The 13,441-nt window shown below is 42.4% G+C and carries 11 protein-coding genes; 8 read left to right on the forward strand and 3 right to left on the reverse strand.

All coding sequences use genetic code 11. The features are described 5' to 3' along the window. Positions 1 to 429: 429 nt before the first annotated feature. The gene (locus tag A3775_RS16285; RefSeq protein ID WP_066375154.1) at positions 430 to 924 is read left to right on the forward strand and encodes an NUDIX hydrolase; all 495 of its coding nucleotides are present in this window, start codon (positions 430 to 432) and stop codon (positions 922 to 924) included. A 77-nt stretch (positions 925 to 1,001) separates the two neighbouring features. After that, a complete protein-coding gene (locus A3775_RS16290) occupies positions 1,002 to 1,808 on the forward strand; it encodes an alpha/beta fold hydrolase (protein ID WP_066375152.1) in 807 nt (268 codons plus the stop codon). Positions 1,809 to 1,873: 65 nt separating this feature from the next. On the opposite strand, the gene A3775_RS16295 is transcribed toward A3775_RS16290, so the two are convergent. After that, the gene (locus tag A3775_RS16295) at positions 1,874 to 2,296 is read right to left on the reverse strand and encodes a hypothetical protein (protein ID WP_066375150.1); all 423 of its coding nucleotides are present in this window, start codon (positions 2,294 to 2,296) and stop codon (positions 1,874 to 1,876) included. Between the two features lie 267 nt (positions 2,297 to 2,563). Here A3775_RS16295 and A3775_RS16300 point away from each other — a divergent pair, with 267 nt between their 5' ends. The 3 genes from A3775_RS16300 to phnE all read left to right on the forward strand — a co-directional run bounded on the left by A3775_RS16300 (position 2,564) and on the right by phnE (position 5,228). After that, positions 2,564 to 3,538: a phosphate/phosphite/phosphonate ABC transporter substrate-binding protein gene (locus A3775_RS16300; RefSeq protein WP_066375149.1), complete on the forward strand. Its 975-nt coding sequence runs from the start codon at positions 2,564 to 2,566 to the stop codon at positions 3,536 to 3,538. Between the two features lie 68 nt (positions 3,539 to 3,606). Beyond that, on the forward strand, positions 3,607 to 4,341 hold the full coding sequence (locus A3775_RS16305; RefSeq protein WP_066425873.1) for a phosphonate ABC transporter ATP-binding protein: 735 nt from the start codon (positions 3,607 to 3,609) through the stop codon (positions 4,339 to 4,341). 92 nt (positions 4,342 to 4,433) lie between these two features. Continuing rightward, positions 4,434 to 5,228 carry a phosphonate ABC transporter, permease protein PhnE gene (gene phnE / locus A3775_RS16310; RefSeq protein ID WP_066425874.1) on the forward strand — a complete coding sequence of 265 codons (795 nt, stop codon included), beginning with the start codon at positions 4,434 to 4,436 and terminating at the stop codon, positions 5,226 to 5,228. A 260-nt stretch (positions 5,229 to 5,488) separates the two neighbouring features. Here phnE and A3775_RS16315 read toward each other — a convergent pair whose 3' ends face one another. Both A3775_RS16315 and A3775_RS16320 read right to left on the reverse strand, forming a co-directional pair. Further along, complete coding sequence (locus A3775_RS16315; RefSeq protein ID WP_066375139.1) at positions 5,489 to 6,109, reverse strand: (2Fe-2S) ferredoxin domain-containing protein; 621 nt, start codon at positions 6,107 to 6,109, stop codon at positions 5,489 to 5,491. Positions 6,110 to 6,170: 61 nt separating this feature from the next. Further along, complete coding sequence (locus tag A3775_RS16320) at positions 6,171 to 6,437, reverse strand: Asr1405/Asl0597 family protein (RefSeq protein ID WP_066375136.1); 267 nt, start codon at positions 6,435 to 6,437, stop codon at positions 6,171 to 6,173. 647 nt (positions 6,438 to 7,084) lie between these two features. Between A3775_RS16320 and A3775_RS16325 the strand changes: the two genes are divergently transcribed. The 3 genes from A3775_RS16325 (at position 7,085) to A3775_RS16335 (ending at position 13,305) form a co-directional block, all read left to right on the forward strand. Further along, on the forward strand, positions 7,085 to 7,639 hold the full coding sequence (locus A3775_RS16325; protein ID WP_066375133.1) for a Dps family protein: 555 nt from the start codon (positions 7,085 to 7,087) through the stop codon (positions 7,637 to 7,639). 662 nt (positions 7,640 to 8,301) lie between these two features. Continuing rightward, positions 8,302 to 11,571: a carbamoyl-phosphate synthase large subunit gene (carB, locus tag A3775_RS16330; protein WP_066425875.1), complete on the forward strand. Its 3,270-nt coding sequence runs from the start codon at positions 8,302 to 8,304 to the stop codon at positions 11,569 to 11,571. Between the two features lie 777 nt (positions 11,572 to 12,348). Beyond that, complete coding sequence (locus tag A3775_RS16335; RefSeq protein ID WP_066375454.1) at positions 12,349 to 13,305, forward strand: RNA polymerase sigma factor, RpoD/SigA family; 957 nt, start codon at positions 12,349 to 12,351, stop codon at positions 13,303 to 13,305. Positions 13,306 to 13,441 lie beyond the last annotated feature (136 nt).

Here is a 13,441-nt window from a genome sequence, read left to right on the forward strand (position 1 = left end):
ACGCACCCTAGATTTTGGATATTGTTTATTTGGAAGTCCCAAATACAGGCTTTTGACACTGACTGAGCAAAAAACCTGACACCTTTTTCCGATTTTATCTGTCTCAATCCCTTGATTTATTGGGGTTTTAGGTTGATTTAGCCAACCCTAATTAGAGAAATGGATTTTTTCATTAGAGAATATTCATCCTGATTTTAGTTTGGAGACGCTGATTATATAAAAGATTAATTAATTGAATTTATATGTATATGACAATACAATGTCATGTAGAAAAAATCGATGAATGGGAAAGTTGATGTTTTAAATAAAAATAGTTAAAATCTATGATCAAACCACTAGCATATTTGTTTAAGGCAAAATTCAACGATTTCATAGTTGAGTTCATGCCAGTGGTAGGTTATTAAAGAACACTATATAAACATTTTCAGATTGAACCTTCTTGCTTTGTTTGCGGCTACTGTCCAATCCACACGTAGTTGGTGGCGGATTGGAACAACTGTACTAGGTATGATTTTTCGTCATCCAATCACGGGAACGAGTATTATACCGATATTACCTGATGGCAGAATTGTACTGATTCGACGGTGTGACGATGGTCTTTGGGCTTTGCCTGGGGGCATGGTAGACTGGGGAGAAGATATCCCGACTACAGTCTCCCGTGAGTTAGTCGAGGAAACTGGACTAGAGTTAACCAAAATTAGGCGTTTGGTTGGGGTTTATTCTTCGCCAGATCGTGATCCTAGAATTCACTCGATTTGTGTGGTGGTGGAAGCGGAAGTTCAGGGAACTATGGAAATTCAGGATAAATTAGAAGTCATGGAAATCCGCGCATTCCCGGTTGATGCTTTACCTAAAGAACCCATGTCTCATGATCACTCTCGCCAGCTACAAGACTACTTGAATGGCTTGACAACATTAGCATAAAAAATATGTGGATTTTTAGGTTAGAATTAGCAACTTAGATTAATGCTAAATTGTCTAATTTAAACCCTTAAATCAAAATGAATATACTGTTACGTAACGCCCGGAGAAAACTATCTCAAGGGCTATTATTCTGGCGTGAATCTGGTAAGGGGACACCCATAGTTTTTTTACATGGGAATTGGTATGATAGCGGCCAATGGGTAGCTGTAATTGAGTCGCTTGCTCAAGACTTTCATTGCTTGGCACCAGATTTATTAGGGTTTGGAGAATCTGAGCATCCCAATATCCATTACTCTATTGATGTGCAAGTAGAGTGTGTAGCCGAGTTTCTGCAAGCTTTGAAATTAGAAAAAGTCCACTTAGTTGGTGATTCTCTTGGGGGTTGGATTGCGGCTAGTTATGCCTTAAAGTATGCACAGCGAGTTGAGAAGTTAGTTCTGCTAGCACCAGAGGGTGTGCAATTTTCAGGGCAAGCAGCTTATTGGCAGAAAATGCGGAGGTTATGGAAGCGATCGCCACTCTTTTTTAAGATACTGCGATCGCTGCGTTTTTTCACTCAACTTTTTGGTCTACATGAAACAATACAACAAGATTGGCAAATGCGCCAAACTATGCTGCAATATCCCACAGCGTGTCAATTACTATTTCAACGGCAACAACCAGAACTAGAAGCAGAATTATTACACAGTCGATTATCTCAACTAGAAATTCCGGTATTAATTTTACAAGGTGGTAAAGATTCCCCTGAAGCCTTAGCTAAAAGTCAGGCTTATAGTCAACTGATTCCCCAAGCAGAATTGAAAATTATTGCTCATGCTGGTAATGATTTACCGAATTCCTGTGTTGGGCTTGTAGCTGGAGATATTCGAGATTTTATGGGGTAAATCGGGAATAGTCAAGACTAAACCTTGATTAACTCTGTGAGTATCACCCTGGCATTGATTAGCTGCTAAATCCATTCAAAACCTTGTGTTGCTAAATATTCCTTAGCAGGTTCTAAAACTTCTTTGCGAATTATCAGCTTGACATTTGGCTCGGTTAAATATAGCTGAAACCGCTCTATAAACAAACTATTAGCAGGTTCAATTTTTCTAATTGCACTCCAAGGAATTAACAACGGTGGTGAGCCAAAACTAAACAACGGGAAAACACTCAGATAAATTCCTTTAGCACTCACACCCACATTTAAAGTGCTTTTATAGTACACCCAACCCACAGAACCACGTTCCATACGTGAGAAATGTGGTGGTGGTGGCTCATGGGTGCGGTATAGTTTGGCGAAACGATTCCAGTTATGACGAAACAAAAAAATCATCGCTATCATACTTACCACGAAAAAAGGTATGTAAAGCCCAAGTAGGTTTTTTAGCATGGCAATATTGAGTTAATGGTGATTAATACGTGTCCTCTGTCAGCATCAAGCGATCGCTATCACCGTTTTTGTAATTAATTTTACAGATAACCATATTATTGGTACATCATACGGAAGACTAGCCCCTGTGACGAAAATTATTATTTTTTACCTGACATCTCGCTATAACTATTGACTTTTTTTCCTAAAAGGTATAGATTCTATCCTTGGGATAGATGAAATTAATTTGCAAAAATACTGCAAATACTTCTTAATGGAGAGTTGGAAATGAGTGTGAGCAAAAAGTGCTTGTTGGGTGCTGGAGCAACATTTGTTGCTCTAACAGGTTTAGCAGTCAGCACCTTGGGAGGAATAGAGCCGACTAATGCTAATTCAATTTATAATCAACAAGCACCTCGCTTACTGGCTCGCAGGCAGAAGGAATTGACAATGGTTTTTCCTAGTCGTTCCGATTCCACAGACTTGCAAAATAAAGCCAATGCTGTAGCCGCATTCTTATCCAAAGAGTCAGGAATTCGTGTTAAAGCACAGATAGGTGATGACACGGCGGCGGTAGAAGCTTTGAGAGCAAATCGCGCTGATGTGGCTTTCCTGAGCAGTCGCCCTGCATTGAAAGCCGAACAACTCGCCAATGCTCGCTTACACTTAGCGGAAGTCCGCGAAAACTATTCAGGTAGATTCACCTACCATTCAGTATTTGTTGTACCTAAAGATAGCCCTCTGCAAACTAAAAATAATGCCAAAAGTACCCTAGAACAACTACGGGGTAAGAGAATGGCGTTTACTTCCCCCACTTCTGGCTCAGGGTTCATTTTCCCGGTGGGTGAATTGGTGAAGCAGGGATTTGTCCCTAACCGCGATCGCATGGATGGTTTCTTTGGCCAAATGACTTACGGTGGTAACTATAGTAAAGCTTTACAAGCGGTTGTCCGTGGTCAAGCTGATGTAGCTGTAGTATCAGAATATGCTCTGTTTCCTCCCTACATCACCGCCGAAGAACGCAGCAAGTTACGGGTATTACATAGAATCTCTGGTGTACCTGCCCACGGTATCGTGATCGATGATGACGTGAATGCCGTAGTCAGAGAAAAACTCATTAATGCGATGTTGAAGCTAAATCAGCCGCAAAATAATCAATTACTACGCAGCTTGTATAATTCTACAGAGTTGGTGAGAGTAGATCATAACCGTCATTTAGCACCAGTGAAGGATGCTCTCAAGCGCGTTGGAATTGAACCTTAATTATTCCTAAAGACGCGATTAACCGCGTCTTTACCAGATATATTTAATTAAATTGACCGAGGAATAGGATGAGTGATTGTGTAATAAATTGTTACAACTTAGAGACAGCCTATGCTGAATCTTTGCATCGTCCTATTCTCAACGGGATTAATTGCCAAATCAACCGGGGTGAGTTTGTTGTTTTATTAGGACTCAACGGTGCGGGTAAGTCTACTTTACTGCGATCGCTTGTCGGGTTAGTACCATTAAAAGGCGGAGAAATTCGCATCAATGGTTTAGAGGTAACAAACCCTACATTGCCCAAAATTCGCCAGGATGTAGCCATGTTATTTCAAGGCGGCGGATTAATTCCCCAGTTGTCAGCCATTGACAATGTGCTGTGTGGCAGACTGGGAGTCAGAAGCACTTGGGAAACACTGTTTGGGTTTCCGAAACGCGATCGCACCTTAGCCTTAAACTTATTAGAACAATTAGGTTTAAAAGAGCAAGCATATCAAAAGACTAGCCAACTCAGTGGCGGACAGCAACAAAGAGTTGCGATCGCACGGGCGTTAATCCAATCACCGCAAATCCTCCTCGCTGATGAACCCATCACCGGCTTAGATGTCATCGCCTGTCAGCAAGTGATGGAGACTTTATCAGAATTGCAGTCTCAGCATGGTCTGACAATTATTACAGTTTTGCATGATTTGGGTATCGCTGCCAAATATGCCCAGCGAGCGATAGTTTTGGATGCCGGACGCATCGTTTATGATGGTGTTTGCGATAACTTGCAAGCACAATTTACTAAAGTTTCTCCGTGAGTAAGGGTAAGCCCAAATATAACTCGTCTGCCGATGAATACTAAAACTTAAGAGTTTTGAGTTAGTTAAAAGGTTCAATTTCAGTATATATCATGAGTTACTCGTTACATTCAAAACTCCTACGACGCTACCCTTGGGTGATTCCCTTACTCATTTTCTTAATTTTGGTCATAGTTTATAGCTGGGCGTTGCAAGGTTTAAGCGTAGACTTTGGACTATTGCGTTCAAGCTGGCCTTATATTACAGATTTTATCTCGCGGTTATTTCCCCCCGATGTCACAGTTATAGATATAGCAGTTAAGGCACTAATTGAAACGGTGCAGATGTCTATATGGGGAACTACCATTGGCGCGATTATTTCTATACCTATTGCTATAGCTAGTGCCAATAATATTGCACCTCGTTGGCTGCAATGGTTAGCCAATTTGTTGCAAAATACAGTCCGTTCAGTGCCTTCAATTATTCTCGGCTTAATTTTTGTCGCCGCTACCGGTTTAGGCGCGCCCGCAGGTACATTGGCATTGGGAATCTATACCATCGGCTATCTAGCTAAATTTTATCAACAAGCGATTGAGGCGGTTGACCAGCGTTCCATAGAATCATTGCAAGTGATGGGAGCATCGAGGCTACAAATTGCCCAGTACGGTATCCTACCCCAAATCATACCTTTAGGATTAGGTTACACCTTATGGATGTTTGAGTATAACATCCGGGCTGCTTCGGTTTTGGGTGTGGTAGGTGCTGGTGGTATTGGCTTTCAGTTGAAAAGTTATATTGATGGGTTTGAGTATAACAAAGCCACCACTATGATGTTAGTGCTGTTAGTAGTGGTGACGGTAATTGATAGTTTTAGCAGTCAACTGCGTCGCCGCTTAGATTCGATGTAGTTTGTAGTAAGCGGCTCTAGCCCTTTGTGTTTGAGGACTAAAATTGTAGTATTTGTAGTGGCGTGGACAGGCTAAAGTAGTGCAAAAATATAGTTCTTGTGGTGCGGGCTTCTAGCCTGCACCACAAGAGAGTTTTAATGCAACATTTAAGGCTTGCCACGCCAGTAGGGTGCGTCAGACTGTTTCAATGCTGTCAATAAACCTATTTTTGATATCTGACGCACCCTACTAATATGCCTGTTGCGTCAGACCTGTTTTTGTTAGTAAGCTTGAGCAACAGCTTCAACGAATTGTGGCTGAGGTTGTTCTCGATTGCTGTCTGCAAAATGTTTATTCATTAATGCGGGAACTTGATCAGCTTGAATCCGACTGTAGCGGGTTTTATCTGGCATGACTAAATTCGGCCCAGCTTTGCAGTTTTTCATGCAGCCAGTACCTTTGATTGTAACTTGGTCTTCTAAACCGCGATCGCTCAACGCCGCCTCTAATGCTTGACAAACAGCCTTACCGCCTCGCTTCATACAGTCAGACTTTTGACACACCAAAATTGTGGCTTTAGTCTTACTTGGTTTTGTTTGAGTTGGTTGTGCTGGCGTTGGTGTTAATGTACCAGTTTTAGCAGCCATTACCTGTTCCGCTTTCAGTTTAGTTTTACCACTCTTGGCATCATGTTTGACTTTACCAACCACTTGCAACCAAGTTCCAGGGGGTAAACGCCAGTCAAAAGTAAACCTTAAATGTTTAGCCAGTTTAACGTAGCATTCACCATCATAAGTCCCTAGTAACAAGCCTTTGAGCTTATAACCATCTTCAATAACAAAATCGATAAATCTACCCTCAATACAAAAGTCTGATGCTGCTGCCTTGTGGAATACACCCATATTCTTTTACCTATTTTTAACTCTGATTTATTAATTGAGATGGTGTGAATAACTTGAGTGGCTATCCCCTATCTGAATGTCGGTAGGGAATTCGCCAACTAGATTTGAGAGTTGAAATTTTTTCTTGGCGCGAGGCTGTGAATTCTCGAATCACACTCCAGAGTTGAGTGGCGGCGGTAGGAGTGTTAATTTCCACACTCAAAGGCTGATTAGTTTGACAGCTACAGGGAATTTCTAACTCTTGTAAGCGTTGGTAAACCTGCCATCGATCTATCCAATTCACTTCTACAAGGTACTTTTGTTTGGCTTCTGAACTAAAAGATTTCAAGTAACTAGCCCTCAAAGTGCGACTAATTTGCAGTAACTATCTAGCGATCGCTCCCTAGTCTCAAAAATCTTTGAGGAAGCAACCTCTAATCCTAGGATACCTTAAGTGCAAACTTTTCTCATTTAGTTTTGAAAAAAATTTGCAAAATCTTGAAATAACTTGCTGATTACTCAACAGACAGATGAAGAAGGGATTGGATGCTAGGACGGGTTTTCCTGGTTTAGAGGGCGTAAAACTCCTGAAATTAACGGAAGTAGGGGTTTAGCAATGCTAAACCCCTACAGTTGGTGTAACTAGACGTGGGGAAACAGACTCTATACAGGAACTTTGCTGCTATCCCAGCTTTGAACCTGGGTAGTGTGGTGTTTGACAATATCCCAGAAAATAATGAGAATTTTTCCCTATTTTGATAGTGAACACTCACTTCCGACAGGAAACACAACAGTTGAGAGTAATTCCTTTTTCTCAAAAAATAAAGTAGCAACTTCAAGTTATATACACAGAAATAATTAATGAGTAAAGTTTGCAATTCACAGAATCAAAATTAAAATTTTGCGATAATTTTAGCTCTTGTTTTTATGTTTAAAGTGTTAATATGTAGAAACTAAACAGTTAGCAAGTAAGACTGTCCAAAAGCGAGGGGAACAATGGCTGATACACAAACTCTATTACAAAACTTTGGCGAGGTTTACGACAATCCTGTGTTACTAGATCGCAGTGTCACCGTTCCAGTAACAGAAGGATTAAACGTTGTTATAGCTAGTTTTCAAGCTCTGTACTTGCAATACCAAAAACATCATTTTGTGGTTGAAGGTGCAGAATTTTATTCACTACATGATTTTTTCAATGACAGCTATAAAGACGTTCAAGACCATATCCATGAAATTGGCGAACGCTTGAATGGATTAGGTGGTGTACCAGCAGCTAGTTTTAGCAAGTTGGCAGAATTAACTTGTTTTGAACCAGAATCTGATGGTGTCTATTCCAGCCGCCAGATGCTCGAAAATGACCTGGCAGCAGAACAGGCGATCATCAACGTTATCCGTCGCCAAGCGGCTCAGGCTGAGAGTTTGGGCGACCGTGGTACACGCTATATGTACGAAAAGATTCTCTTAAAAACCGAAGAAAGAGCTTATCATTTAGCTCACTTCCTGGCTAAAGATAGCTTAACTTTGGGTTTTGTTCAACCTGCTCAGAATTAATCTTGAAATGATGGAAATTCTATCTATTTGTAGATGTAAAACATCTTGATAGAAATCAATCTGAAAGTCTGATTACAAATGGCTGAGGGTATTAATACTCTCAGCCATTTTTCATTTAGCTGAATATTTTCATCGCCACAAATCTAAAATTGCTCTTCAAGTATCTTGACAATAAATATCAATTTACTAAATTATCAAGATTAATCCTTGATTTCTTCTTAACTTCTTCTTAACTATAAACTATAGATTTAATTATATTTATTGATGACGTAAAAGCTTTTACACGCCAAAATGAAAATACTTAAGCGTCAGTTTATTGAGAATGTTTGAAATTAACGCTTAAAGAAATCAAATAATTAGTAAAGAGTATGGGTTGATGAAAAAATCAATACAAAAAGATATGTTGGTGAAGGTAATTTCTCGCGATCGCCAGTAATTTGTCACAGCCAGCGCATAAATTCAGTATAAAACCGACCGTAGCAGCATCTATGCTGGTAAAAGAGAGTAAGCAAGTTCCTGGCTAGCTACTACTATCTCCCCATCCCGGTTTTTGCCTTGTCTATGATCAAACGTGGAAAACTTTGATAATAAACGACATGAGTGCCAGGAAAGAACCTTAAAATAATCAGGATTTATATTCTCGTAACCCTAAAGCAACAACTATGCCTCGCCGTCAAGACCTCAAGAAGATACTGTTATTAGGATCTGGCCCTATAGTCATTGGTCAAGCCTGTGAGTTTGACTACTCTGGTACTCAAGCCTGTAAAGCCCTGCGCGAAGAAGGTTATGAAGTCGTACTGGTAAACTCTAACCCAGCTACCATCATGACCGACCCAGATACAGCCGATCGCACCTACATAGAACCACTCACACCGGAATTAGTCGCCAAAGTCATTGCTAAAGAACGTCCAGACGCTTTATTACCCACAATGGGCGGACAAACAGCCTTAAACATAGCTGTCGCTTTGGCGAAAAATGGCGTTTTAGATCAATATAACGTTGAATTGATTGGTGCAAAGTTAGACGCGATTGAAAAAGCCGAAGACCGAAAACTATTCAACGATGCAATGGCCAAGATTGGGGTAAAAGTGTGTCCCAGTGGTACCGCCTCATCTTTAGAAGAAGCCAAAGCGATCGCCCGGCGCATCGGCACATATCCGTTAATTATTCGCCCCGCTTTTACAATGGGTGGGACGGGTGGCGGTATCGCTTACAACCAAGAAGAATTCGAGGAAATGGCGCAAGTCGGGATTGATGCCAGTCCCGTTTCCCAAATTCTCATCGATCAGTCCCTCCTCGGCTGGAAAGAATACGAATTGGAAGTCATGCGCGACTTAGCAGATAACGTCGTCATTATCTGTTCCATCGAAAACCTTGATCCAATGGGAATTCATACCGGGGATTCAATCACCGTTGCACCAGCCCAAACCCTCACCGATAAAGAATACCAACGGTTGCGGGACATGGCGATTAAAATCATCCGCGAGATTGGCGTAGAAACAGGTGGTTCTAACATCCAATTTGCTGTTAACCCGGTGGATGGGGATGTCGTCGTCATTGAAATGAACCCCCGTGTTTCTCGCAGTTCCGCCTTATCTTCCAAAGCTACAGGTTTCCCAATTGCGAAGATGGCGGCGAAACTGGCGGTAGGTTACACCTTGGATGAAATTAACAACGACATCACCAAGAAAACCCCCGCTTCCTTTGAACCTACCATTGATTACGTCGTCACCAAAATCCCCCGCTTTGCCTTTGAAAAGTTCCCCGGTTCTGAACCAGTGCTGACTACCCAAATGAAATCCGTCGGCGAAGCAATGGCCATAGGCAGAACTTTTAACGAATCCTTTCAAAAAGCCCTGCGTTCCCTGGAAACTGGGCGCGCTGGTTGGGGTTGTGACAAAGCCGAAAAATTACCCAGTGGTGAACAAATTCGCGCCTTGTTACGCACACCTAACCCAGACCGGATTTTTGCGGTGCGTCATGCTTTGCAACTAGGACTTAGTAGTGAGGAAATCTACGAACTCACCGGCATTGACCCTTGGTTCTTAGATAAAATGCAGCAACTGTTAGAGGTGGAAAAATTCCTCAAACGCACACCTTTGCAACAGTTGACAAAAGAGCAAATGTATGCTATCAAACAAGATGGATTTAGCGATCGCCAGATTGCCTTTGCCACCAAAACCACCGAAGATGAAGTCCGCGCCTACCGCAAACAGCTAGGAGTCATCCCCGTTTACAAAACTGTCGATACCTGCGCGGCGGAGTTTGAAGCTTTCACACCCTATTACTACTCAACTTACGAAGCAGAAACCGAGGTGCTGCCCACCAGCAAGCCCAAGGTGATGATTTTAGGAGGCGGGCCGAACCGCATCGGTCAAGGAATTGAGTTTGACTATTGTTGTTGTCACGCCGCCTACTCTCTCAAAGATGCAGGGTATGAGACGATTATGGTTAACTCCAACCCGGAGACAGTATCTACCGATTATGATACTAGCGATCGCCTCTACTTTGAACCGTTAACAAAAGAAGATGTCCTCAACATCATCGAAGCGGAAAACCCCCAAGGGATAATCATTCAATTTGGTGGACAAACACCACTGAAGTTAGCCGTACCGCTACAGGAGTATTTGAAGGGATTAGACACAGCATCATCCCCACTCACCACCAAGATTTGGGGAACATCCCCTGATTCTATCGACACCGCCGAAGATAGAGAAAGATTTGAGCATATTCTCAAAGAATTAAATATTGCTCAACCACCAAATGGCATTGCCCGCAGTTATGAAGATGCGTTAATTGTGGCTAAACGCATTGGTTATCCGGTGGTGGTACGTCCTAGTTACGTGTTAGGGGGACGGGCGATGGAAATCGTCTACTCTGATGCAGAATTAGAACGTTATATGACCTTTGCAGTACAGGTAGAACCAGAACACCCGATTTTAATTGATAAGTTCCTGGAAAACGCCATCGAAGTTGATGTAGATGCGATCGCCGACCATACCGGGCGAGTCGTGATTGGTGGCATCATGGAACACATCGAACAAGCAGGAATTCACTCAGGTGACTCGGCTTGTTCTCTGCCTTCTATTTCCCTACCGCCAGCCGTGCTGACTCAAATCCGCACTTGGACTGTACAACTAGCAAAAGCTTTGTCTGTAGTCGGTTTGATGAATATTCAGTTTGCTGTCGTCGGTGCTAACAGTTATTCGCCCCAAGTGTACATTTTGGAAGCTAACCCCCGTGCTTCTCGCACAGTTCCCTTTGTATCGAAAGCGACAGGTGTACCTCTGGCGAAATTAGCATCTTTGATTATGTCGGGGAAAACCTTAGAAGAATTAAATTTCACTCAAGAAGTTATCCCCGCTCACATTGCGGTAAAAGAAGCCGTGTTGCCCTTTAATAAATTCCCTGGTACTGATACAATATTAGGGCCAGAGATGCGCTCAACTGGTGAAGTAATGGGCATAGACCGCGACTTTGGTCGCGCCTTCGCCAAAGCAGAATTAGGTGCTGGAGAGCGTTTACCACTCACAGGAACAGTCTTCGTTTCCATGAGCGATCGCGATAAAGCCTTAGCTGTTCCTGTAGTGAAAGAATTTATTGATTTAGGCTTCAAAGTCATGGCTACCTTTGGTACACGCCAAGTCCTCTTAGAACAAGGCTTGGATGTAGAGTTAGTGCTGAAACTGCACGAAGGTCGCCCCCACGTCATTGATGCGATTAAAAATCAGAAAATCCAACTGATTATTAACACACCTTCTGGGGAAGAAGCCCAAACTGATGCTAAATTAATTCGCCGCACAGGTTTAGCTTACAAAATCCCCATCATCACCACCATCGCCGGAGCTAAAGCCACTGTCGCCGCTATCCGTTCCATGCAAAATACCACTTTGGACGTAAAAGTAATCCAAGAATACTGCTCGACAGTCTAGGAAGTAGGGGAGTAGGGGAGCAGGGGAGCGGAGGAAGCGGAGGGGAAAAATCAAGCCCCCAGTCCCCAGTCCCTTCCCATCCCCAATCCCCTAGAATCTACACAAAGCAGTATTTACAAGGAAAATTAAGTAATTATTATAGAAAAAACATTATGGTTTTTATTGCGATATTTTAACAAATATGAGGAAGTCATCACTCTCTGCGGCAACTTCTCCCACCCATCGCAATCAAAAGCAATCATCAGTCCAATAGCTAGATGAGGAACTACTGGCGTACACCAGCCACAACAACAAAATACCTGACCTGTTGATCCACAGAGCGCAGCAAGGAGTCCCCAACCACAACTTAAGAGTCCCTTTCATTCTCTGTTACCTACCAGTTCAATTCTCAGAAAACTGGTGTTTCCGTTTCCGAACTGATGTACTATCTTATTAGTACATAAGTATCAAAATAAGTATCTAGACTCTGTGCCGAGAAATTTTTATTTGCATTTGCCCCTTTTTTTTCTCATAAATGTTACAATTTTTAACAAAGATTAAAATCAAAAATGTTTTACTTAATACATTTTCTCTAACCGTAGATACTTGAGCAGACAGACAAATAACTGTAATCTCTAGCAGTTAAAGACCACCGTGGATTGATGTAGCAGTTGAAGTCATCGAGTATATAAATTGCAAACGATAATCAATCCCAGTTGAACTGGGTAGTACCGGCAAAGAGCATCTATTCAGTTAATGACCCTACCAACCAGTCCATCATTACCAAAGAGTAGCGCCATGAAGACCGCTCAGACAGCCACAGACCTCGTGCGGAGTTACCTACGTGAGATTGGTCGAGTACCACTCTTAACCCACGAAGAAGAAATTTTTTATGGCAAACAGGTGCAGCGTTCTACCAGTTTGCAGGAAGTCCGGGAGGATTTAGCCGAAAAGTTGGGTCGTCAACCGACGATGGCAGAATGGGCACAAGCAGCTGAGTTAGATATACAAGAACTCAACACAGCGATCGCGGATGGTGAGATTGCGAAACGCAAAATGGTAGAAGCCAACTTGCGGCTTGTAGTATCCGTTGCCAAAAAGTACATTAAACGCAACGTCGATTTATTGGACTTAATCCAAGAAGGTAGTATTGGGATGCAACGGGGTGTAGAGAAGTTTGATCCCACAAAAGGGTATAGATTTTCCACCTATGCTTATTGGTGGATTCGCCAAGCGATTACGCGAGCGATCGCCGAAAAAGCCCGGACTATCCGCCTACCCATACACATTACAGAGAAACTCAACAAAATTAAAAAAGCACAACGCCAGCTATCGCAAAGACTAGGACGCGCGCCCACCGCATCAGAACTAGCCAATGAATTAGAACTAACACCTAAGCAGGTAAGAGAGTATTTAGAAAAAGCGCGTCTACCCTTATCCTTAGATTTGCGTTTAGGGGATAACTACGACACCGAACTCGGAGAAATGCTAGAAGATCCCGGTGCGTCTCCCGAAGAGTTTGTCATGCAATCGTCCCTATCCTATGACATAGAACGCCTGATGGAGCAACTCACCCCACAACAAAAAGAAGTGATTAAACTCCGCTTTGGTTTAATGGATGGACAAGCTTTAACCCTAGCAAAAATTGGTGAAATCCTCAACATTAGCCGGGAACGAGTCAGACAAATCGAGAGAGAAGCTTTAACTAAACTGCGTAAATCTAAAGCCAACATGGATGAGTATTTGGCAAGTTAGTCATCAGTCATTAGTCATTAGTCATTGGGGATGGGATTTTTCTCCCCCTGCCTCAAGAGAGTCCCCTGTCGTGAAAATCCCCCGGTAGCTGTACGGTTACACCGACTTCCTGTAGCGAATGAACTTGTTACATTAT

It is taken from the genome of Anabaena sp. 4-3, assembly GCF_001597745.1.
GTDB lineage: Bacteria > Cyanobacteriota > Cyanobacteriia > Cyanobacteriales > Nostocaceae > Trichormus.

Bases quoted from the DNA above. Each gene is read 5' to 3' on its own strand.
- A3775_RS16315 (WP_066375139.1), bottom strand. From the start codon at position 6,109: ATGGGTGTATTCCACAAGGCAGCAGCATCAGACTTTTGTATTGAGGGT.
- A3775_RS16290 (WP_066375152.1), top strand. From the start codon at position 1,002: ATGAATATACTGTTACGTAACGCCCGGAGAAAACTATCTCAAGGGCTA.
- carB (WP_066425875.1), top strand. From the start codon at position 8,302: ATGCCTCGCCGTCAAGACCTCAAGAAGATACTGTTATTAGGATCTGGC.
- phnE (WP_066425874.1), top strand. From the start codon at position 4,434: ATGAGTTACTCGTTACATTCAAAACTCCTACGACGCTACCCTTGGGTG.
- A3775_RS16300 (WP_066375149.1), top strand. From the start codon at position 2,564: ATGAGTGTGAGCAAAAAGTGCTTGTTGGGTGCTGGAGCAACATTTGTT.
- A3775_RS16335 (WP_066375454.1), top strand. From the start codon at position 12,349: ATGAAGACCGCTCAGACAGCCACAGACCTCGTGCGGAGTTACCTACGT.
- A3775_RS16325 (WP_066375133.1), top strand. From the start codon at position 7,085: ATGGCTGATACACAAACTCTATTACAAAACTTTGGCGAGGTTTACGAC.
- A3775_RS16295 (WP_066375150.1), bottom strand. From the start codon at position 2,296: ATGCTAAAAAACCTACTTGGGCTTTACATACCTTTTTTCGTGGTAAGT.
- A3775_RS16305 (WP_066425873.1), top strand. From the start codon at position 3,607: ATGAGTGATTGTGTAATAAATTGTTACAACTTAGAGACAGCCTATGCT.